This is a genomic window from Terriglobia bacterium (genome assembly GCA_035712365.1).
In the GTDB taxonomy this organism is placed as follows: Bacteria; Acidobacteriota; Terriglobia; order UBA7540; family UBA7540; genus SCRD01.
Genome location: DASTAW010000046.1, coordinates 13,864 through 32,402, shown reverse-complemented (window position 1 = coordinate 32,402; position 18,539 = coordinate 13,864). Strand labels below are relative to the sequence as shown.

21 protein-coding genes are annotated in these 18,539 nt (G+C 60.2%); 14 read left to right on the top strand and 7 right to left on the bottom strand.

Translation table 11 applies throughout. From position 1 onward, the window contains the following. The first annotated feature begins 21 nt into the window (after positions 1 to 21). The 3 genes from VFQ24_13905 (at position 22) to VFQ24_13895 (ending at position 2,471) form a co-directional block, all read left to right on the top strand. Positions 22 to 762, top strand: coding sequence for a pseudouridine synthase (locus tag VFQ24_13905; GenBank protein ID HET9179447.1), 741 nt, complete (start codon positions 22 to 24; stop codon positions 760 to 762). A gap of 104 nt (positions 763 to 866) precedes the next feature. After that, positions 867 to 1,994 carry a histidinol-phosphate transaminase gene (hisC, locus tag VFQ24_13900; GenBank protein HET9179446.1) on the top strand — a complete coding sequence of 376 codons (1,128 nt, stop codon included), beginning with the start codon at positions 867 to 869 and terminating at the stop codon, positions 1,992 to 1,994. 66 nt (positions 1,995 to 2,060) lie between these two features. After that, a complete protein-coding gene (locus tag VFQ24_13895; protein HET9179445.1) occupies positions 2,061 to 2,471 on the top strand; it encodes a CoA-binding protein in 411 nt (136 codons plus the stop codon). Between the two features lie 87 nt (positions 2,472 to 2,558). On the opposite strand, the gene VFQ24_13890 is transcribed toward VFQ24_13895, so the two are convergent. From VFQ24_13890 to VFQ24_13875, 4 genes are read right to left on the bottom strand one after another with little or no spacing between them, the layout of a single operon-like run. After that, positions 2,559 to 2,954, bottom strand: a complete 396-nt coding sequence (locus VFQ24_13890) for a type II toxin-antitoxin system VapC family toxin (GenBank protein HET9179444.1) — start codon at positions 2,952 to 2,954, stop codon at positions 2,559 to 2,561. After that, positions 2,954 to 3,193 carry a type II toxin-antitoxin system prevent-host-death family antitoxin gene (locus VFQ24_13885; GenBank protein ID HET9179443.1) on the bottom strand — a complete coding sequence of 80 codons (240 nt, stop codon included), beginning with the start codon at positions 3,191 to 3,193 and terminating at the stop codon, positions 2,954 to 2,956. The genes VFQ24_13890 and VFQ24_13885 overlap by 1 nt, the downstream gene beginning before the upstream one ends. A gap of 49 nt (positions 3,194 to 3,242) precedes the next feature. Further along, the gene (locus VFQ24_13880; GenBank protein HET9179442.1) at positions 3,243 to 4,583 is read right to left on the bottom strand and encodes a replication-associated recombination protein A; all 1,341 of its coding nucleotides are present in this window, start codon (positions 4,581 to 4,583) and stop codon (positions 3,243 to 3,245) included. Continuing rightward, positions 4,580 to 5,419 carry an RNA methyltransferase gene (locus VFQ24_13875; GenBank protein HET9179441.1) on the bottom strand — a complete coding sequence of 280 codons (840 nt, stop codon included), beginning with the start codon at positions 5,417 to 5,419 and terminating at the stop codon, positions 4,580 to 4,582. Before VFQ24_13875 ends, VFQ24_13880 begins: the two co-directional genes overlap by 4 nt. Positions 5,420 to 5,601: 182 nt before the next feature. On the opposite strand from VFQ24_13875, the gene VFQ24_13870 reads away from it, so the two are divergent. Next, a complete protein-coding gene (locus VFQ24_13870) occupies positions 5,602 to 6,672 on the top strand; it encodes a glycoside hydrolase family 172 protein (GenBank protein ID HET9179440.1) in 1,071 nt (356 codons plus the stop codon). A gap of 19 nt (positions 6,673 to 6,691) precedes the next feature. Here the strand turns inward: VFQ24_13870 and VFQ24_13865 are convergent, their stop codons facing one another. The 3 genes from VFQ24_13865 to VFQ24_13855 all read right to left on the bottom strand — a co-directional run bounded on the left by VFQ24_13865 (position 6,692) and on the right by VFQ24_13855 (position 9,688). Continuing rightward, positions 6,692 to 7,738 carry a 2-hydroxyacid dehydrogenase gene (locus VFQ24_13865; GenBank protein ID HET9179439.1) on the bottom strand — a complete coding sequence of 349 codons (1,047 nt, stop codon included), beginning with the start codon at positions 7,736 to 7,738 and terminating at the stop codon, positions 6,692 to 6,694. Between the two features lie 39 nt (positions 7,739 to 7,777). Beyond that, a complete protein-coding gene (locus VFQ24_13860; GenBank protein ID HET9179438.1) occupies positions 7,778 to 8,824 on the bottom strand; it encodes a C-terminal binding protein in 1,047 nt (348 codons plus the stop codon). Between the two features lie 153 nt (positions 8,825 to 8,977). Beyond that, positions 8,978 to 9,688 (bottom strand): Crp/Fnr family transcriptional regulator, encoded by a 711-nt coding sequence (locus VFQ24_13855; protein ID HET9179437.1) that lies wholly within the window; start codon positions 9,686 to 9,688, stop codon positions 8,978 to 8,980. A 206-nt stretch (positions 9,689 to 9,894) separates the two neighbouring features. Between VFQ24_13855 and VFQ24_13850 the strand changes: the two genes are divergently transcribed. From VFQ24_13850 to VFQ24_13805, 10 genes are all read left to right on the top strand, one after another. Beyond that, on the top strand, positions 9,895 to 10,155 hold the full coding sequence (locus VFQ24_13850; protein ID HET9179436.1) for a ferredoxin family protein: 261 nt from the start codon (positions 9,895 to 9,897) through the stop codon (positions 10,153 to 10,155). A 196-nt stretch (positions 10,156 to 10,351) separates the two neighbouring features. Next, the gene (locus tag VFQ24_13845) at positions 10,352 to 11,686 is read left to right on the top strand and encodes a 3-deoxy-D-manno-octulosonic acid transferase (GenBank protein ID HET9179435.1); all 1,335 of its coding nucleotides are present in this window, start codon (positions 10,352 to 10,354) and stop codon (positions 11,684 to 11,686) included. Then, positions 11,683 to 12,726, top strand: coding sequence for a tetraacyldisaccharide 4'-kinase (gene lpxK / locus VFQ24_13840; GenBank protein HET9179434.1), 1,044 nt, complete (start codon positions 11,683 to 11,685; stop codon positions 12,724 to 12,726). Before VFQ24_13845 ends, lpxK begins: the two co-directional genes overlap by 4 nt. 43 nt (positions 12,727 to 12,769) lie before the next feature. Beyond that, positions 12,770 to 13,858, top strand: a complete 1,089-nt coding sequence (gene waaF / locus VFQ24_13835) for a lipopolysaccharide heptosyltransferase II (GenBank protein HET9179433.1) — start codon at positions 12,770 to 12,772, stop codon at positions 13,856 to 13,858. Then, complete coding sequence (locus tag VFQ24_13830) at positions 13,833 to 14,516, top strand: HAD family hydrolase (GenBank protein ID HET9179432.1); 684 nt, start codon at positions 13,833 to 13,835, stop codon at positions 14,514 to 14,516. Before waaF ends, VFQ24_13830 begins: the two co-directional genes overlap by 26 nt. After that, the gene (locus VFQ24_13825; protein ID HET9179431.1) at positions 14,513 to 15,526 is read left to right on the top strand and encodes a bifunctional ADP-heptose synthase; all 1,014 of its coding nucleotides are present in this window, start codon (positions 14,513 to 14,515) and stop codon (positions 15,524 to 15,526) included. The genes VFQ24_13830 and VFQ24_13825 overlap by 4 nt, the downstream gene beginning before the upstream one ends. Further along, on the top strand, positions 15,523 to 16,011 hold the full coding sequence (gene rfaE2, locus VFQ24_13820; protein HET9179430.1) for a D-glycero-beta-D-manno-heptose 1-phosphate adenylyltransferase: 489 nt from the start codon (positions 15,523 to 15,525) through the stop codon (positions 16,009 to 16,011). The genes VFQ24_13825 and rfaE2 overlap by 4 nt, the downstream gene beginning before the upstream one ends. Positions 16,012 to 16,075: 64 nt before the next feature. Next, a complete protein-coding gene (gene waaC / locus VFQ24_13815; GenBank protein HET9179429.1) occupies positions 16,076 to 17,131 on the top strand; it encodes a lipopolysaccharide heptosyltransferase I in 1,056 nt (351 codons plus the stop codon). Further along, complete coding sequence (locus VFQ24_13810; protein HET9179428.1) at positions 17,121 to 17,666, top strand: methyltransferase; 546 nt, start codon at positions 17,121 to 17,123, stop codon at positions 17,664 to 17,666. The genes waaC and VFQ24_13810 overlap by 11 nt, the downstream gene beginning before the upstream one ends. Positions 17,667 to 17,710: 44 nt before the next feature. Continuing rightward, positions 17,711 to 18,538, top strand: coding sequence for a DUF3108 domain-containing protein (locus VFQ24_13805; protein HET9179427.1), 828 nt, complete (start codon positions 17,711 to 17,713; stop codon positions 18,536 to 18,538). Position 18,539 lies beyond the last annotated feature (1 nt).

The following is an 18,539-nucleotide window of genomic DNA, read 5'->3' as shown; positions in this document are numbered from 1 at the left end:
TGTCCTGGCACAGATCAACCTATGCTTGAGCGGCTGCAGAAAATCGTTGCCGCGGCGGGCGTCACCTCTCGGCGCAAAGCCGAAGAACTGATCGTCCAGGGCCGCGTCAGTGTCAACGGGCACGTGGTGCGGGAACTGGGATCAAAGGCCGACGCTGGCCGCGACAAGATTCGAGTGGACGGCAAACCGCTGCCGAGGAGCCACGGCCACCTTGTGATTCTCCTCAATAAGCCCACCGGCGTGGTTTCAACCTTGCAGGATCCCCAGGGTCGCCCCACCGTCGTGAAGCTGCTCGAGGGCGTCAAGCAGCGCGTTTACCCCATCGGCCGGCTCGACTACAATTCTTCAGGCCTGCTGCTGCTGACCAACGATGGCGATCTCACCAATTTCCTCACCTCACGCGCCTCCAGGATTCCGCGCACCTATCACGTCAAACTGGAGGGCCAGCCGGCGCCGAAAGACCTCGCGCGCCTCGAGCGCGGAATCGTGCTGGACGGTCGCCCCACTGCGCCCTGCAAGATTCGCATGATTTCCGAACGCGAGAAGCCCTGGTATGAAATCACCCTGATGGAAGGCCGCTACCACCAGGTGCGTAGAATGTTTGAACGCGCGGGGCAGCGCGTGGCGAAGCTCAAGCGGGTGCGGCTGGCCTTCCTCACAGACCGCGGCCTCAAGCCCGGGCAGTTCCGGTATTTGAGCGCTTCGGAAGTTGAGCGCCTGAAGCGCTGGAAAACAGAAGCCGGCCGCGAGAGTGAATGCTAAAATTTCAGATGAAAGGACCGCTGCGGCTGGCGTCCTCACCCGCAAGGTCTGCGATCTTCTCCCGCTGTCATCCTTTATAATTGCTCTTCGCCGAACGACTGGCCATGCCACACCGATTTTCCATCAATGAACTGCTGCCTCCCTGGATCACGCGCCTTCGGCCTTATCCTCCCGGCAAGCCGATTGAGGAGGTGGAGCGCGAACTGGGCCACACAGCCATCAAGCTGGCCTCGAATGAGAACCCCTTGGGACCTTCCCCCAAGGCTTTGGAGGCCCTGCGCAATTCGCTTGACCTTGCCAATTTTTATCCCGACGGCGCGGGCTATTATCTGCGGCGGAAACTGGCGGAGTTCCAGCAGCTTGACATCTCTCAGATCATTCTGGGGGCAGGATCCACCGACCTGATTGAACTGGTGGCCAGGACGTTCCTGACGGCCGGCGACCAGGGCATTACCTCACAATCTGCGTTTTATATTTACCGGCTCGCCATCGAGGGGATGGGCGCCGGGCTTGTGCAAACTCCCCTGCGCGATAACGCCTTCGACCTGGCGGCCATCGCACGTGCAGTAACTCAGCGGACGAAAGTCATCTATATCGCCAACCCCAACAACCCCACCGGCCGCATGGTCACCGCGGATGACATGGACCGCTTTCTTGGATCGCTGCCGCCTCGCGTACTCGTCGTGCTGGACGAGGCCTACTACGAATACGTTCGCGGACCCGATTACTCCCACTCTCTCGATTACGTTCGCAACGGCAGAAACGTCCTGGTGCTGCGCACGTTTTCCAAAGTGTACGGGCTGGCGGGCCTGCGGCTCGGCTACGGCATGGGGAATCCCGAGCTGATCGAGGCCCTCAACCGCGTGCGCTCACCGTTCAATGCCAATAGCCTGGCGCAGGCAGCCGGACTGGCGGCCCTCGACGATCAGGAACACGTGGCGCATTCAGTGGAATCCAACGCCCATGAAATGAAGTTTGTGACTGAGGAACTGGCGCTTGCCGGCGTTCGTTACACGCCCTCCGTGGGAAACTTCCTGCTGATTGATACGGGCCGCGACTGCGAAGAGGATTTTATCCGTCTGCTGCATGAGGGCGTAATCGTCCGGCCGATGAAGCTTTACGGTTTCCCAACCTCGCTGCGGGTGACGATCGGCAGGCACGAAGACAACGAAAAATTCCTGGAGGGCCTTGCGCGTGTGGCCAAAACTTTTACGCTGAGGACGAAACGATAGATTTATGATGTAATGGCGGAGTTGCGGACGAACTAAAGGTTGCCCAGCGCAAGCTGGAGACTTGGCATGCCGGACACGATTCAGAACATTCTGGAAACCTGCAAGACGCTGGCCGTGGTCGGCCTGTCCTCCAGACCTTCGCGGCCCAGCTACGGCGTGAGCTTGTACATGCAGTCACACGGCTACCGCATCATTCCCGTCAACCCCAATGAAGATTCCGTGCTGGGCGACAAGTGCTATCCGGCGCTCGATGATGTTCCGGAAAGCTTCGACGCCGTTGTCATTTTCCGCCGCTCGGAATTTGTGCCGGAAATTGTGGAAAGCGCCATCCGCAAAGGCGCCCGGGTCATCTGGATGCAGGAAGGCGTGCAGCATGAAGAAGCCGCCCGGCGCGCCCGCGAAGCCGGTCTCGCAGTCGTCCAGGACCGCTGCATCTTGAAAGAACACGCCAAGCACTTTGTCAGCGAAGGAATTTAGGGCTGCCTGGCGAAAGCAATCTGCGGTCTCATTGCTTTGCAGCATCGGCGGAACACTCTCGCCGCCATCCGGCGGCTGTGCGGGGCATTACCGGTTCGCCAACACAGGAAACTGGTTTGCCTCGATCAGCCTCTTATCTGCCGTCACCAAGGTAAGTCCCAGTACGCGGGCCGTGGCGCCCAGAAGACGGTCGGCAGGATCGTGATGTGGCAAGCTAAGCTTGGCCGTCTCCAGAGCGATTTCGTGAGTGACCGGTGCTTCCCGAACGGGCATGGCGGATATCGCCTTCGGGACCCATTCCGTAACATCTTCATTCAGCGCAACACGCCCCTTGGCGGAAAGAACGGTGAGCTCCCACACACTCACCGGAGAAAGCCACAGCTCGTTCACACGGCCTCGCAGCGCACGTCGCACTCTTAGAGAAAGATGCTCCGGCGCAAGAATGCTCCACAGCCAGATGTGAGTGTCCAGCAGCAATCTCATCAGCGCAGAGCTTCCCAGTCACTCTCGTCGCTGGCAGGAGAAACGATGTCGCCCACAATGCGGCCAGTCCCGGCCAAAGAACCAAGCCAATCCTGAGATTTCCTTACTGGTGGCGGCGGGACAACCTCAGCAACGGGTTTGCCGAAGCGCGTAATCAAGACGGGTTTCTTCGTACGGCGGACGCGCTCAACCACGGCCAGGCAAGTTGCTTTGAATTTCGAGATGGCGATCTTTTCCATGCCAGAGTCCCTGCCGAAAGTGTACCATGGTCAATGACCATAGTCCAAATCATTTACCCTGCCGTTTCCGCTTCCACTCTTCAATCGCCTGCATTTTTTCTTTCAGCTTTTTTTCGAAGCCCTGATCGGTGGGCTGGTAGTAGCGGCGGCCTTTGAGATTTTCGGGCAGGCAATCCATGTCAGTAAGTTTTTCGTCGGCGTCGTGGGCATACTGGTAGCCCTTACCGTAGCCGATGTTGGCCATCAGCCCGGTGACGGCATTTCGCAGGTGCAGGGGGACAGGCTCGGCGACCGTCTTCTGCGCGTCGCTCTTCACCTCGCCGTAGGCCGTGTAGAGCGCGTTCGATTTCGGCGCAAGCGCCAGGTAGACCGCAGCCTCGGCCAGTGCCAGGTCGCCCTCCGGCAATCCCACAAAGTGCACGGCCTGCATGGCGGCAACGGCTACTTCCAGCGCCCTGGGATCCGCCATGCCCACGTCTTCCGACGCCATGCGGATCAGCCGCCGCGCAATGTAGAGCGGGTCCTCGCCCGCCTCGAGCATCCGCCCCAGCCAGTAGAGCGCCGCGTCAGCGTCGGAATTGCGCACCGATTTGTGCAGGGCGGAAATGATGTTGAAGTGTTCTTCGCCGGCGTTATCATAAAGCAGCACCTTGCGCTGGATGGCGTCTTCAATCAGCTTTTCAGTGATCGTGGGGCGTCCCTCGGCGTCGCGAGGCGCCGCGGCAACGGCAGCCTCAATGGTGTTATAGGCCGCGCGAGCGTCGCCGTTTGCGAACACGGCAATCTGCCGCAGCAATTCGTCGGAAATCACGACCTTCTGGCCGCCAAGCCCGCGCTCCTGATCGTGCAGGGCGCGCTGGAGCAAGGTCACGACCTCGCCGGTGGACAGCGCCGAGAGCATGTAGACCTTGGTGCGTGACAGCAACGCCGCGTTGACCTCAAACGACGGATTTTCCGTTGTGGCGCCGATCAGGACAATGTCGCCGCGCTCCACGTAGGGGAGGAAGGCGTCCTGCTGCGCCCTGTTGAAGCGATGGATCTCATCAACAAAAAGAATGGTCCGCCGCCCGTAGTGGCTGGTTTTCTCGGCGGCCGCCATCACATCCTTGATTTCTCGAATGCCGGAAAGCACAGCGCTGAAGCGCACAAAATCACTTTGGGTCTTGCGGGCCACAATCATCGCCAGAGTGGTCTTTCCTGATCCCGGCGGCCCCCAGAGGACCATGGACGCCAGCTCGTCGCGCTCGATCTGCTGCCGCAGCGGCTTGCCGGGCCCCAGGATGTGGAGCTGACCGGCGTATTCCTCCAGCTTTTCAGGGCGCATGCGGTCGGCCAGGGGGCGCCGGCCCTGCTCCTTGGTTTCCGAAGGCTGTGTTTCAAAGAGACTCATGGCTGATATTGGAATCTGCGTTGCCTCGCAACTTCATAAAGGAAAATCCCCGTTGCCATTGCGGCGTTCAGTGAATCGGCCTCGACGCGAATAGGAACGCGCAGGAGTTCGTCGGCCTCGCTGGAAATTTCTGCCGGCAACCCCGACGCTTCCTGCCCTACAAGCAGCGCAATCGAACCATGCAGGTTCGCGCTTGAGAGAGCAACCGTGCCGCGGGGGTCCGTGCCCAGAATGCGCACCCCGGAGTCCCGCAAAAGCTTCAAAGCGGGTCCCAGCTTCAGACCTGCGAATATTGGCATCCGAAAGATGGACCCAACGCACGACCGCACGGACTTGGGATTAAATGGATTCACTGTCCCCGCCATGGTGACGACGGCTGAAGCCCCAAGCGCGTCCGCGCTGCGGATGATGGTCCCCATGTTGCCCGGGTCCTGAAGTCCGCAGGCGACGATCAGAATTGTATTTCGGGACGCCGCCAACGCCTTGAGATCAACCGCGCCCAGCTCAACAATCGCCGCAACGCCCTGCGGCGTCCGGGTGCCGGCAATCTGACGGAAGAGCCGGTCGGGTATTTGGGCCAGCTCCGAATCTGCCGGAAGCAGGGCCAGCAACGCCGCGTACTTACTTGCCGCTTCGGCCGAAACCAGCACGCTGCGAACGGTGGCACGCGAACCCGGCTTGAGCGCCTCTTCAAGAAAATGTGGCCCTTCGCCGCAAAGCCAGCCATCGTGCGTAACCCCTTCTGCAAGCGCGCGGCGAAACACTTTGACCAGGGAATTGGTTGCGCTGGTCAGTTCCCGCAGTCTTTCGCGTACGGGTTGGTGCTGCGTTTTCATGGGTTTTTCAACAGAAGCTTCGCGCGCGGGGCGTCGCCTGGCCAAAATCTTCCCGCCGCATCCTGAATTGAGTATAAACCACCCGTCGAGACATGGAGCGGCCGGGGCCTCTGTCCAGCGTATCCTGTGATAGAATCGCGCGGCACTCATTTTCTGAACTTCGAGAACACCTGGAGGATCCGATGCGGAAAGCCGCGCCTTTGATCGTGATGCTCGTGCTGGCTGTGCCCGCCGTGGCCCAGAACTTCAGCGACTGGCTCGGACAGCTTCCTGAGCCGCACTCTTACGTCCTAAAGCGGGTATCGAGCTATGATCGGACAGGCGGAAATGAAGATTACCGCCACGTTAACCCGGGCCAGACGTTCACGGTGCTCGACGAACCCGGCCCCGGAGTCATCACCCACGCCTGGTTCACCATTGCGGACCCCGAACTCTATCATCTGAAGAAAATCGTCCTGCGCATGTACTGGGACGGCGAAACCAATCCCAGCGTGGAGACGCCCATCGGAGATTTCTTCGGCCTGGGGTTGGGTGACTACTTCACTTATCAATCCGTTCCGCTGGCCGTGGGAGAAGCCAAGGCGCTCAACAGCTTTTTTCCCATGCCGTTCAAAAGGCATGCTCGCATCACGGTCACCAATGAAGGCCACGAAGCCATTGACGCTCTCTACTTCAACATTGACTATCGCGCTTATTCAAATCCTTTGCCCGTAAGCACCCTCTATTTCCACGCGCGATACAACCAGTGCGCTCCGTGTACTGCTGTCGCGAGCAACGGGAAAAACCTCGAAGGCAAGGACAATTATCTGTGGGTGGATGCCAAAGGCCGCGGGCAGTTTGTGGGCGTCACCATGTCAATCCTGGAAAACAAGGACGGATGGTGGGGCGAGGGCGACGACATGTTCTTCATCGACGGCGAAAAGCGGCCATCCATTAACGGTACTGGGACGGAAGACTATTTCCTCGGAGCGTGGGATTTTGGCGGCCATCCTTTTGCTTACGGGCTATTCGGCGCGCCGGTCGTCGGCCCTGAGCGCCAGGGGGCCCGATGGTCCGTGTACCGCTTTCATCTCGATTCGCCGATACCTTTCACCAGGTCCCTGCGCGCAACCATCGAGCATGGCACGGCCAACAACCGCGGCGACAATTACTATTCCGTGGCGTATTGGTATCAGACCGAACCGCACGCTCCCCTGCCGCCGCTGCCGCCGGTGGAAGATCGCTTGCCGCGCATGCATTCCGCAAATCGGTAACCTGTTTTCGTGGTGGAATTCAGATAGAGGCATCCCACTCTGTGGGGCTGTGCCTGCGCGGCCCCTTGACAACGTTCAGCAGCGGTTTACCTGCAACCAGGCGATCAATATTTGCGGCCACCAATTCAAGGCGTTTTTGGCGCGTGCCCAGCATCCAGCCGGAAACATGGGGGGTCATCACCACGTTCGGCAGTTTGTGGAACGGGAAACGGGACGGGCGCGAAGGCCTGTCGGCTTTCGGGTAACGGTACCAGACGTCGATGGCGGCGCCCGCAATTCGGCGTTCTTTCAACGCGCGAAATAATGCTTCTTCCTGGACTACCGCGCCGCGCGCCACGTTGATGAGGAAAGCGCTGCGCTTTATCTGGCCGAACTCCCGCGGTCCAATCAGGCCGCGCGTCTCCTTGTTCAGCGGGCAGGCAAGAACGATGTAATCGGATTCCTCCAGAAGCTGCGGCAGGGCGGCCGGGCCTTTCCAGAAATCGACATCTCGCGGTTTTCGTTTGGGCGGATGGGCGCTAATCACCTTGATGGACATTCCCAACGCTCGGGCGCGCACGGCAACTTCGCGGCCGATGGTTCCGTAGCCGACCAGGCCGAGGCTCTTGCCAAGCACTTCCTCAGGGGGCAGTTCACCCTCTATCCATGAGCCGTTCCAGATACCCTTCCGAAATCGTGCATCGAGATTCAACAGGTCCCTGCGGAGTGCAAGGACCGTCATTACCACAAACTCTGCGATTGCGGGGCCGTGGAAATAAGCGTTCGCAACGGTGGTTTGAGGAGAAAGCAAATCCATCCGAAAAGCATCCACGCCGGCATTGGGCGCCTGCAACAGTTTCAGATTCCGGACGGCGCGCGCCATTTTTTCGGTGAAGAAGTGCCCCACCGCCACATCGGCGTTCGACAATTCCTTGAGCATCTGGGGACCGTCGCGATTGACCGGAAAGGCAACAATGGTTGAGGGGGCCTTTATGAGGGCCTTGAGTTGGTCCGCGGCTTTTGCGGCAACGTTGCCGACGAGGACCACCTTGAGACGGTGCTGCTTTATCTTTTGTCTTATGGCCATCTTGATTGCTGATCTTCCCGGCCCTGTCGATACCTGGGATTAACTCCGCGCGCCCTGCGCTTGCGTTCCTGGATTCCGCAGCCTGCACTGAGGCAGGTCCTTCACCCGGGAATTCACAAGGTGCCGGGGAAATTCACCGCGAAGGATCTGGGCCGCCTGTTCCGACACGCTGCGGCGCAAATCGGCATAAGCCTCAAAACTGCAGGAGCCGTAATGGCACGTCAACACAACATTGTCGAATTCGAGCAGCGGATGGGGAATATTGGGTGGCTCCGTTTCAAGAACATCGAGGCCTGCGCCGCCCAGCTCGCCGTCCGCCAGCGCCTCTTCCAGCGCGACTTCATCCACCACCGGGCCGCGCGCAGTGTTGATGAGGATGGCGCCTCGCTTCATCAGCGCGAAAGCGTCGGCGTTGATCAGCCCGCGAGTCTCAGAGGTTAGCGGGACGTGGAGAGACACAATATCGGCTTGGGGAAGCAGTTCCGCAAGCGGCATCAGGACCACCCTGGCGGCCTGGGCAATCTCCGGCGCCACGTAAGGGTCTGCAGCAATGACCCGCAGGCCTAAAGCTTGGGCCATGCCCGTGAGTCTTTGCGCAATCCGGCCGAATCCGACCATGCCCAGTGTTTGGCCCCTCAGCCGCCGCATGGGGAGCATCCTTTCTTGAATCCCAACAACCCACTTCCCCTGGCGCGTGAGGCGGTCGGCCAGAACGATCTTGCGCGTCACCGCCAGCAGCAACCCCAGGGCGTGCTCGGCCACCTCATCCTGGCAGAACACCGGCACATTCGCCACCACGATTCCCAGGTCGGTGGCGGCGTCGAGGTCAACCGAGTCCACTCCGATGCCGAGTCGTACGATCCCCTTCAACTGCGGGAGCTGCAGCAGAAATTCGCGCCGCATCGGGGCGGTGCTTGCGATCAGAACGTTGGCGGGCTTTGCCAGGGCGACGCGATCAGCCAGGCTACCCGCTCTGCCATAGTGAAGTGCGCCGCCAGCATCTCGGATCACTTTCTCATCGAGTCCGCAGACGGGGCCCTCTTCTCGCTCGGTGAAGACTACCAGACGCGGTGCTTTTGCGCTCACGCTCATACCTCATTGGATGAAAACAGTCATATAGAGTACGGGCAGGCAGCAGGTGATGGCAAGACAGAAATGACCTGGCAGACGGTTGGGCAGCAGATCGAGAAAGCCAAAATTATGGCAGGACGACGCCAGGGACCCGCGATTTCGGCGGCGCTATCCCGAAGCGCGTTTGCTCCCTGCAATCTGCTCTTCCAGGTCAGCCATGTTCAGCACAATCACCCTCCGTCGCTCCATTTTGATAATTTTGCGATCGACCAGGCGCCGCAGATTTCGGGAAACCAGATCGCGGACCGTGCCAATTTCAGCAGCGATCTGTTGGTTGGATTCCTCCAGCGGGAATTCGATGCCCCGCCGCGTCCGCGTTCCCGCAGTGAGCGCCCGGTCGCGCAGAAATCTCGCCAGCCTGTGGCTGACTTCCTTGAGCGACAACTCTTCCACCAGAGAGGCCATGTAGCGGAACCGCCACGCCAGCGAGCGTATGACAGCGAAAGCAACCTCGGAGTTCCGCCGGCACAGCTCAAGTAACTCCCGCTTAGGAAGAAAGAGCAGGCTGGAATCCTCGAGCGCCGCCGCGGAGGCCGGCAGGTTGCCACCATCAAAAACTGGAAGTTCCCCCACCGTCGAACCTGCTCGCTCGATCACCAAGACCTGTTCGCGCCCCGTGTCCGCCATTTTGAACAGCTTGATCGCCCCTGATTGCACGACGTACATGCCTTCGCAGGGGTCTCCCTCGGTGAACAGAAGTTCTTCCTTGTTGAGAAATCGGACGACGCAATGGCCGGCCAGACGGCGAAGTTCCTCTTCACCGAGAACGGCAAAGAAGGGGACACGCCGCAGCGTCGCGATGGCATCAAGCCCGGTCATAAGCACAATCACATCCTAATCTCGGCGTGCAAAAGCGGCAAGGTATTGTCCTGATCCGGGGTATAATGGCCAATTGGTTTGGGAGGGTGTATTCGCTCCTGCCCGGATGCCGACTTAAGTCGTCGCATTCTTCACGCGTGCCAACTAATTTAAATTAAGACGGGGTGCGAATCAGCGCCTCGGAAACAATTGCGGAGGAAGCTAGAATGGCTTATATAATCGCGGAGCCTTGCATCGGTACGAAAGACACCGCCTGCGTGGACGTTTGCCCGGTGGATTGCATCCACCCTCGCAAAGACGAGGCAAACTTTGAAGAATCGGAAATGCTCTATATCGACCCTGTGGAGTGTATCGATTGCGGGGCCTGCGTTCCGGTGTGTCCCGTTTCAGCAATTTTCCCTCAGGACGACCTGCCGGAAAAATGGCAAAGCTTTACGGCGAAGAACGCTGAATACTACAAGAAGTAGCAACGCACGGGCCCAGGCAACAAGGAGGGGCGCCATCGGGTGGCGTCCCTCCACCATCTTGATTCTCAGCGCAAATGCCCTCCTTCCAACGTCCAGCAACCCGCCAGCGACCTGGTTTCGATAGCGATTCTTGCCGTTTCAACCTATAATTGCCTCTGGGTTCGATTGCAGGCTCCCACGCTGCCCTTATCCTCGCATGTACCGACTGTACAGCATTTTGTTCAGCCTCGGCCTGGTCCTGATGGCGCCCTACTACATTTGGCGCCACAGGGGAAGAAAAGAGCTTGCAGCCTGGCGCGAGAGGCTGGGCAAGCTTCCCGCCGATTTCCGCCAGCAAGCCACGGGGGCAATCTGGATTCACGCCGTGTCGGTGGGCGAAACGCTGGCCGTCGCCGGCCTGGTGAAGCACCTTCTCGATCGCTATCCGGACCGGAAAATCTTTCTGAGCAGCGTGACGGCAGCCGGACGGGAAGCCGCCGAAAAAAAACTGCCACGCGTTGCCGGCCAGTTTTACCTGCCCTTTGACTGGAAGTGGGCCGTGCGCCGCGTGCTGCAGCAGATTCGCCCCTCGGTCCTTGTCATCGTTGAAACCGAACTGTGGCCCAACCTGCTGAAGACCGCCAGTGAGTCGGGGTGCAAGACGATTCTGGTGAACGCGCGTATCTCTGACCGGTCATTTCCCGGCTACCGGCTGGGCCGTCCTTTCATGCGCTGCGTGCTGGAGAACGTCACCCGAATCTGCGCCCAGACCGAGACCGACGCCGAACGTTTCAAGGCGCTGGGCGCCCATCCTGATCGCGTCGCCGTATCCGGTAATCTCAAATTTGATGCGAAGGCCCCGGAGTTCGGAAATTTTGGACTGAAAATGAGAAACGTTCTGGCGGGAGAGGATCGAAGCCCGATCATCGTGGCCGGCAGTACGATGCGCGGAGAAGAACCGCTGGTGCTCGAAGCCTGGCAGAGCATCCGCCGGAAGCACCCCCGCGCGCTCATGGTCCTGGCGCCGCGACATCCTGCGCGATTTGACGAGGTCGCTGCGCTGTTGCAGGCGCAGCAGGTGAATGCCGTTCGGCGGACGCACCTTCCAGAGAGTGATGAAGAAATTGGCCGTCGCGTCTCCCAGGCAGAGATCCTGCTGCTCGACACCATCGGAGAACTCGCAGAAATCGTGGGATTGGCAGACATTGTGTTTATCGGAGGCAGCCTGGTCCCAACCGGCGGCCACAACATCGTCGAGCCCGCCTTCTGGGGGAAGCCGATTCTGTTTGGCCCCCATATGCATAACTTTCGGGATGTGGCCAGCCTGTTTCTTAGCGCAGGCGGCGCCATGCAAGTGGCCGACTCCCATCAATTGGTCGAGGCTGTGCTTGGCCTGCTCGACCGCTCGGCCGACGCCCGCCGGATGGGCGAAAAAGCGAAAGAGGTGATTACCCAGCAGTCTGGCGCCGCCACGCGCATTCTGAACCAGATGGAGGATTGGCTTGGCCACCCGCAAACGACCGCTGCGCCGTTGTCCCGGGCCGCCCGATGAACCGTTCCCTCTTGCCGCTTGCCGGTCTCTATGGCGCCGGAGCGCGCTTACGCCGCCGGGCCTTCGAGCGGGGCTGGCTGAAGTCCAGGCGCCTTTCCCGTCCCGTCATCAGCGTGGGCAATCTCACTGTCGGAGGAAGCGGCAAGACTCCGCTGGTCGTGCTGATTTCTGAGATTCTACTTCGCCATGGCCACAAACCCGCCATCCTCACGCGAGGCTACCGCCGTGAACGGCAAGCCGAGCTCGTCGCTCTGGGGCCTCAATCGCAAAACGGTGCTGACGCGCGCGCCGTAGGCGATGAACCTGCGCTGCTGGCCCGCGCGCTCCCGCAGGTCTCCATCATTGTTTGTGCCGACCGTTTTCGCGCCGGGCAGTTTGCCGAAGAACGCTTTGCGGTGGGTGTCCATATCCTCGATGACGGGTTCCAGCACCTCTCTCTCTCGCGCGACGTCGATTTGGTGGCCATCGACGCGACTCAGAATGTTCTAGAGGACGCCGTGCTGCCTGCCGGACGCCTGCGCGAGCCGGTGGGGGCCCTGTCGCGCGCGGACCTCATCATCCTGACCCGGACGGAAATCCGTGATCCCGCTGCAATCGAGAAGCAGGTGAGGCAAGTCAACGCCAGTGCGCCGATTTTCGCCTGCGAGACGCGGCTGCACAGCCTGATTGAAGCGCCCAGCGGGCAGGCCGTCGAAGCTGAGAATTATCGCGGCAGGCCGGTCTGCGCTTTTTGCGCCATTGGCAACCCGGCGGCCTTCTTTGCTGATCTGCGGCGGTGGGGCTTCAATCCGGTTGCCGAAGTCGCGTTCCGTGACCATCACGTCTATACGCAGGAAGACATTCGGCGCATCAACCTGGCCGCCAGCAAAAAAAGTGCAACGGCTTTTCTCACCACCGAAAAGGACTTGATGAACCTTCCGGTCCAATTGGAGTTCGGTCTTCCGCTACTGGCTTGCGCAGTCCGGGCGGAAATCTCCGAGGCGGAAAAATTCGAACAAGTACTTCTGGCAGGCATCGAGCGAAACCGGGTAGGATCATAGGTCGTGCCCTGGGCCGAACGTTTGGTTTCGAGGCCGTCGATTTATGCGCAAGAGCAGGGTTCTGAATCCCGAAAAGATTCTGGTCCGAGCAACCAACTGGGTGGGGGATGGGGTGATGTCACTGCCCGCGCTGGAGGCCCTCCGTGAGCGGTTTCCGGCGGCTGAAATCGTGCTGGTGGTCAAGCCCTGGGTAGCGGACCTTTATCTCCATCATCCTGCCGTCAACCGGTCGATCGTGTACGATGCGGCGGGCGAAAATCACGGCCCGCGCGGCCTTTCGAAACTGGTGGAGCAGATTCGCGCCGAACGTTTTGACATGGCCGTTCTCTTCCAGAACGCTTTCCACGCCGCCTGGATGGCCTGGCGCTCGCGCATTCCCGTTCGCATCGGTTACGGACTTGAAGGCCGCGGCATTTTGCTCACCGATTCAGTTCCCGTTCCTTCGCCGGCGCTCTACGGCCACCAGAGCAACTATTATCTGCAACTGCTGTTCCGCGCGGGCCTGGTGGATCGAGTTGCACCGGTGGAAACCATCAGGCTGGACGTCGAGAACAGCGAGAAGACCTGGGCGGCAAGGCAGGTTAAAAGCCTCGGATTGGGCGGGCCGCGCTTTCTTGTGGGTCTCACGCCCGGCGCCGCCTTCGGTCCAGCCAAGCGCTGGCTGCTGGACCGCTACGCGAAATTGGCGGACCGGCTGATTGGAGCGCTCAACGCCGACGTGTTGATCTTCGGCTCGCCTGCTGAAAAGCCGCTGGCGGAAGAAATTGCTCATGGCATGGGCCACACGCCGGTGATCATGACGGGAGAAACCACCTTGCGCCAGTTGATGGCGCTGCTGGTACAATGCCGGCTGGTGATCACCAACGATTCCGGCCCCATGCACCTGGCGGCTGCGCTGGGATTGCCGGTGGTCGCCATCTTCGGATCGACGGACGAAAATGCCACCGGGCCGGTCAGCCCGCTGGCCAGGGTGGTTCGGCATCCGGTTGCCTGCAGCCCTTGTGGACTGCGCGAGTGCCCCATCGACTTTCGGTGCATGAAGGGCGTGACGGTTGATGAAGTCCATCGCACTGCCCTGGGATTGGTGAAGGAATTTGGAGTGACCCATGAACGGCCCGCAACTCTATCGTAAAGCAGCAGAGCGAAACACCGGGCCACGGGACTGCGGCATGGAACTCCGGCCGGCGATTTTTCTGGACCGTGACGGCGCCGTCACCGACGAGGTTGGTTATATCAACCATATCAGCCGCGCAAGGATTTACCCGTATGCCCCCGAGGCGGTCCGTCTGCTGAAATCCACCGGCCTTCCGGTGATCATCGTCACCAACCAGTCAGGCGTCGGTCGGGGTTACTTTACCGAGGAGATCGTACACCAGGTCCACCGGATGGTCCAGGAAGCGCTTCAGGCAGCCGGCACGAGTATGGACGCCTTCTATTTCTGCCCGCACCATCCCGGCGCGGCCATCGAAAAATACCGGCAGGAATGCCGCTGCCGCAAACCCGGGACCGGCATGCCTGAGCAAGCGGCGGAGCAATTTGGCATCGATCTCGGCGCCTCCTACGTGGTGGGCGATACCTGGCGCGACATGCAAATGGGATTCAACATTGGAGCGCGAACCGTTCTGCTGATGACGGGCTACGGTCGCGGGGAATATGAATACCGCCGCCAGAACTGGCCACGCATGCCGGACCTGATCGCCCAAGACCTGCTGGAAGCGGCAAGACTCGTTGTGAAGGAATTGAATGCTCCCGCAGCCGCCGGAAGCGCCACGCAATCAATCCGCTCATGAATCTCACTCGCAAATTCCGTTCGACCTTGCTGGCGACCATTGCGCGATTCTCTCGGCAGCACGTTCTCGTGCTTGGCGATATGGTCGCCGATGAATTCGTCTACGGGGAAATTGCGCGGGTGTCGCGCGAAGCGCCGGTCCTGATTCTGAAACAGCGCGATAGCCGGATTGTGCCCGGCGGCGGAGCCAATGCCGCGAATAACCTGGCCGACCTGGGCGCTCGAGTCACGCCGGTGGGACTGATCGGCGACGACCCTGCCGGCGAGGCGCTGTTCCAATACTTCAGAAACAGAGGCGTTCCGACGCGCGGCCTTCTGCGCGTCGAGGGCTATACCACGCCGACCAAGTCGCGCATTCTCGGCGGGCTCAGCCATTGGCAGCGCCAGCAGATTGTCCGTATCGATCGCGAGCCGTCCGAAGATAACCGAAACGAATTGCGAAGGCGCGTCAGCCGTCAGGCCGCGCGCCTGCTAAGTGGCAAGGCCGGAGTTCTGGTGGCCGATTACGGATATGGAGCGGCGGATGCATCCGCAGTTGCAGCACTCCAGCGCCGAATCGAGGCCGCGCGTGTGCCGGTGGTGGTGGATTCGCGCTACGCGCTCGGAGACTATGCGCAAGTCACTGCCGCGACTCCCAACGAGCCCGAAGTAGAGGCGGCGTTCGGCAGGAGCATCGGTAACAATCTCGACCTGCTCTTTGAACTGGGGCGCGCGATGCTCGAGCGGCAGTCCCTGAAGGCCCTTCTGATTACCCGCGGCCGCGACGGAATGGCGCTGTTTCAGCAGGGCCGAAAGCCACAACTGATTCCGGTTTTTGGGTCCGATCAGGCAGTCGATGTGACGGGAGCGGGCGATACCGTCGGGGCAACTTTTACTTTGGCGCTGGCGGCAGGCGCCGATTTTACGATTGCCGCCCTGCTGGCGAATTGCGCGGGCGGACTGGTGGTTATGAAGCGCGGGACTGCCACCGTCACCGCACGCGAACTGAAGGAGGCCATACGCAACGCATGACGGGCAAGATGGTTCCCCGCACGGAAGTTTCGGCGCTCGGCGAGCGCCTCCGACAGACCGGGCAAAAGGTCGTGTTCGCTAACGGCTGCTTTGACCTTCTGCACGTTGGGCATGTCCGGTATCTCGAAGGGGCGCGGCAGCAGGGCGACGCGCTGGTCGTGGGCGTCAACAGTGACCGCTCCGTGCGAGAACTGAAAGGCAAAGGCCGGCCGCTGCTGCCTGAAGAAGCGCGCGCCGAACTGCTGGCGGCGATGGAATGCGTTGATTACGTGGTCATCTTTGATGATGCGACCGCCGCGGGGATCTTGCGCGACCTGCGGCCCGATGTTCATTGCAAGGGGACCGACTACACGGAGGCGACCGTTCCGGAGCGCGAGGTGGTCCGGAGTTGGGGTGGGCGTGTGGTGATTGTGGGCGATCCCAAAAGCCATTCAACCCGCGATCTGCTGGCGCGCATCGCCCAACTCAACAAAGTGGAAAAATAACGCTCCGAAAAGGATGATCAAAGCCAGTCGCCATTCCGATTCGTCCACTTCGATCTGAATGAAAATGCCGGAATCCCGTCAGCGCTTCCTTGTGGTTCGCCTCAGCTCAATTGGAGATATTGTCCACACTCTGCCCGCCGTGGCGGCGCTGGGCCGCGCGCACCCGCAGGCGGAGATCCATTGGGCGGTGGAGGACCGCTTCGCAGAGCTTCTCACCGGAAATCCTTTCATCAGCCGCCTGATCAGGCTCGATACTCTCGGCTGGAGAAAAGACCCGGCTTCCGGCAGAGTGATGACGGAAATCATGCAGGGCTTCCAGGCGCTTCGTGAATGCCAATATGACGCCGTCATCGATTTTCAGGGCCTGATGAAGTCCGCCATCTTCGCGTGGCTGAGCCATTCAAGCAAGCGGTTTGGCCTGTCGCGGGCGTTTCTGCGCGAACCGCTGGCGGCATTACTCTACACGCAGCGAGTATCTCCAAAGGACCGCACGCACATCATCGAGATCAATCTGTCACTGGTGGAACCCCTCGGAGCGCGCACCTCCAGTTGGGAGTTTTCCCTGCCCGATCGGCCTGCGGACAGGGAGGGGGTCCGCGCAGAACTTCAGCGGCTCGGGACAAAAGATTACATCATCATCAATCCCGGCGGAGGATGGAAATCCAAGCGTTGGCCTCCAGAACACTATGCCGAGGCGGTCTCCGCGCTGGCCGGGCGGGTGGCGCTTGATTTTCTGATTACCGGCCCGCCCCAGGAAGAGGATGTGGCGCGCGAAATCATTGCACGCGCCCATACGCCGCGCGCGAAGTGGTTTCCCTCGACGCTTCTGCGGTTCATTGCGCTGGCGCGTGAAGCCAGGCTCCTGATTGGCGGAGATACCGGACCGCTGCACCTTGCCGCAGCGGCCGGGACACCCATCGTGGCCATCTTCAACGCCGCCGATACCCGCAACACTCCCGAGCGCAATGGCCCGTTCAACCCTTCAGACATCATCCTGTGCGGACCCAGGCCAGCCGGGCACGGGAACCAGTCCAAGGACTTGAACTTTCTCGAAGGAGTCAGCGTGGGGTCCGTTGTCAACGCGGCGCTGCAACGGTTGAGGACCGAAAATGGATCATGATTTCTCGGCCTTTGTGGCGCGCTGGCGCGTGCCGTTTGGATTTGCGCTGGGCATCGCGTATCTGGTTTTCGCCCAGCCGACGTTGCCGCTGCTGATCTCCGGGTCCCTGGTGGCCCTCGCAGGCCTGGGCATCCGCGCCTTCGCCGCAGGCCACGTGGAAAAAGATCAGAGCCTGGCCACCGGCGGGCCCTACGCCTATACGCGCAATCCTTTGTATTTAGGCAGCCTGCTGATCGGCCTCGGACTGGTCCTTGCCGGCGCTCAATGGGCGCTGGGCGTCGTGTTTCTCATCTTTTTCCTCGTGGTTTATGGTCCCGTGATGCGCCGCGAAGAGAGAAATCTGCGCCGGCGCTTTGGCCAGGAATTTGAGAATTACTCCGCTGCTGTTCCGCTATTTTTCCCCTTGCGCAGGCGCTTGAAGCCCTCGCGTACAAAGTTCGAATGGAAACGCTATCGCCGGAACCGTGAGTATGAAGCGGCGCTTGGCTATCTGGCCGGAGTTATTTTCCTGGCGGCAAAAATGCTGTTACGTTAGAGGGTGCAGGTTGCTCCTTTGGAGATGAGGCCCCTAACCCCGGTATGACACGCTTTCAGCCCCGCATTGCGCTTGCTCTCTTCCTCGCCCTGGTTGCGTTCGACAGCAGCGCGCAGCCTGTCGAAAAAAAGCCCCAGGCTTACGGCCCCGGTGAAAAATTGACCTTCGACGTAAGCTGGTCCGTCTTTCCCGCCGGAAAAGTCACGGCCACTCTCAGCCGCGAAAAAAACGGCGACGATTTCTACAGGGTCACGACCACCGCCGATTCGCAGGGATTCGCCTCGCTCCTGTACAAGGTCCAGGACAAATTTCAGTCCGTGTTTAATCCGGAAACGGTCTGTTCCATCGAGATCTCCAAACAGATCAACGAAGGCAGCCGTCACAAAATTACCAAGATCACGTTCGACAGCAAACGCGGGCTGGCAATTCTGGATGAACGCGATGCGGGAGGCGGGGACAGACCTCAAAAGCACGAAGAGCACCAGATTCCGCCCTGCGCCCAGGACATCATTACGGCCTTCTACTATGTTCGCAGCCAGCCTCTGCACGTGGGCCAGAACATCAAACTGGCTATCAACGACGGCTCAAAAACGAAGGTCGTGGTGGCGGCAGTAACGGGACGGAAGAAAATCCAGACTCCTCTGGGGGACCGTGAAGCCTTGCGCGTGGAACCTTCCGTTTTCGGAAATCTCTACGAGAACAGGAAGGGAAAGATTGTGATTTGGTTCAGTGACGACGAGTATCACTTTCCCCTGCGAATCAGGGCTTCGCTCAAAGTCGGCGCCATTACAGGGACGCTGACTTCCATTTCACCAGCGCCTCCCGGCTACGCCCCTGCCGACAAAGCTGAGAACGGCCAAAACGCAAAATGAC

What these genes read in the sequence shown, in the direction of transcription:
- VFQ24_13905 (HET9179447.1), top strand. Translation starts at nt 22, where the DNA reads ATGCTTGAGCGGCTGCAGAAAATCGTTGCCGCGGCGGGCGTCACCTCT.
- hisC (HET9179446.1), top strand. Translation starts at nt 867, where the DNA reads ATGCCACACCGATTTTCCATCAATGAACTGCTGCCTCCCTGGATCACG.
- VFQ24_13895 (HET9179445.1), top strand. Translation starts at nt 2,061, where the DNA reads ATGCCGGACACGATTCAGAACATTCTGGAAACCTGCAAGACGCTGGCC.
- VFQ24_13890 (HET9179444.1), bottom strand. Translation starts at nt 2,954, where the DNA reads ATGAGATTGCTGCTGGACACTCACATCTGGCTGTGGAGCATTCTTGCG.
- VFQ24_13885 (HET9179443.1), bottom strand. Translation starts at nt 3,193, where the DNA reads ATGGAAAAGATCGCCATCTCGAAATTCAAAGCAACTTGCCTGGCCGTG.
- VFQ24_13880 (HET9179442.1), bottom strand. Translation starts at nt 4,583, where the DNA reads ATGAGTCTCTTTGAAACACAGCCTTCGGAAACCAAGGAGCAGGGCCGG.
- VFQ24_13875 (HET9179441.1), bottom strand. Translation starts at nt 5,419, where the DNA reads ATGAAAACGCAGCACCAACCCGTACGCGAAAGACTGCGGGAACTGACC.
- VFQ24_13870 (HET9179440.1), top strand. Translation starts at nt 5,602, where the DNA reads ATGCGGAAAGCCGCGCCTTTGATCGTGATGCTCGTGCTGGCTGTGCCC.
- VFQ24_13865 (HET9179439.1), bottom strand. Translation starts at nt 7,738, where the DNA reads ATGGCCATAAGACAAAAGATAAAGCAGCACCGTCTCAAGGTGGTCCTC.
- VFQ24_13855 (HET9179437.1), bottom strand. Translation starts at nt 9,688, where the DNA reads ATGACCGGGCTTGATGCCATCGCGACGCTGCGGCGTGTCCCCTTCTTT.
- VFQ24_13850 (HET9179436.1), top strand. Translation starts at nt 9,895, where the DNA reads ATGGCTTATATAATCGCGGAGCCTTGCATCGGTACGAAAGACACCGCC.
- VFQ24_13845 (HET9179435.1), top strand. Translation starts at nt 10,352, where the DNA reads ATGTACCGACTGTACAGCATTTTGTTCAGCCTCGGCCTGGTCCTGATG.
- lpxK (HET9179434.1), top strand. Translation starts at nt 11,683, where the DNA reads ATGAACCGTTCCCTCTTGCCGCTTGCCGGTCTCTATGGCGCCGGAGCG.
- waaF (HET9179433.1), top strand. Translation starts at nt 12,770, where the DNA reads ATGCGCAAGAGCAGGGTTCTGAATCCCGAAAAGATTCTGGTCCGAGCA.
- VFQ24_13830 (HET9179432.1), top strand. Translation starts at nt 13,833, where the DNA reads ATGAACGGCCCGCAACTCTATCGTAAAGCAGCAGAGCGAAACACCGGG.
- VFQ24_13825 (HET9179431.1), top strand. Translation starts at nt 14,513, where the DNA reads ATGAATCTCACTCGCAAATTCCGTTCGACCTTGCTGGCGACCATTGCG.
- rfaE2 (HET9179430.1), top strand. Translation starts at nt 15,523, where the DNA reads ATGACGGGCAAGATGGTTCCCCGCACGGAAGTTTCGGCGCTCGGCGAG.
- waaC (HET9179429.1), top strand. Translation starts at nt 16,076, where the DNA reads ATGCCGGAATCCCGTCAGCGCTTCCTTGTGGTTCGCCTCAGCTCAATT.
- VFQ24_13810 (HET9179428.1), top strand. Translation starts at nt 17,121, where the DNA reads ATGGATCATGATTTCTCGGCCTTTGTGGCGCGCTGGCGCGTGCCGTTT.
- VFQ24_13805 (HET9179427.1), top strand. Translation starts at nt 17,711, where the DNA reads ATGACACGCTTTCAGCCCCGCATTGCGCTTGCTCTCTTCCTCGCCCTG.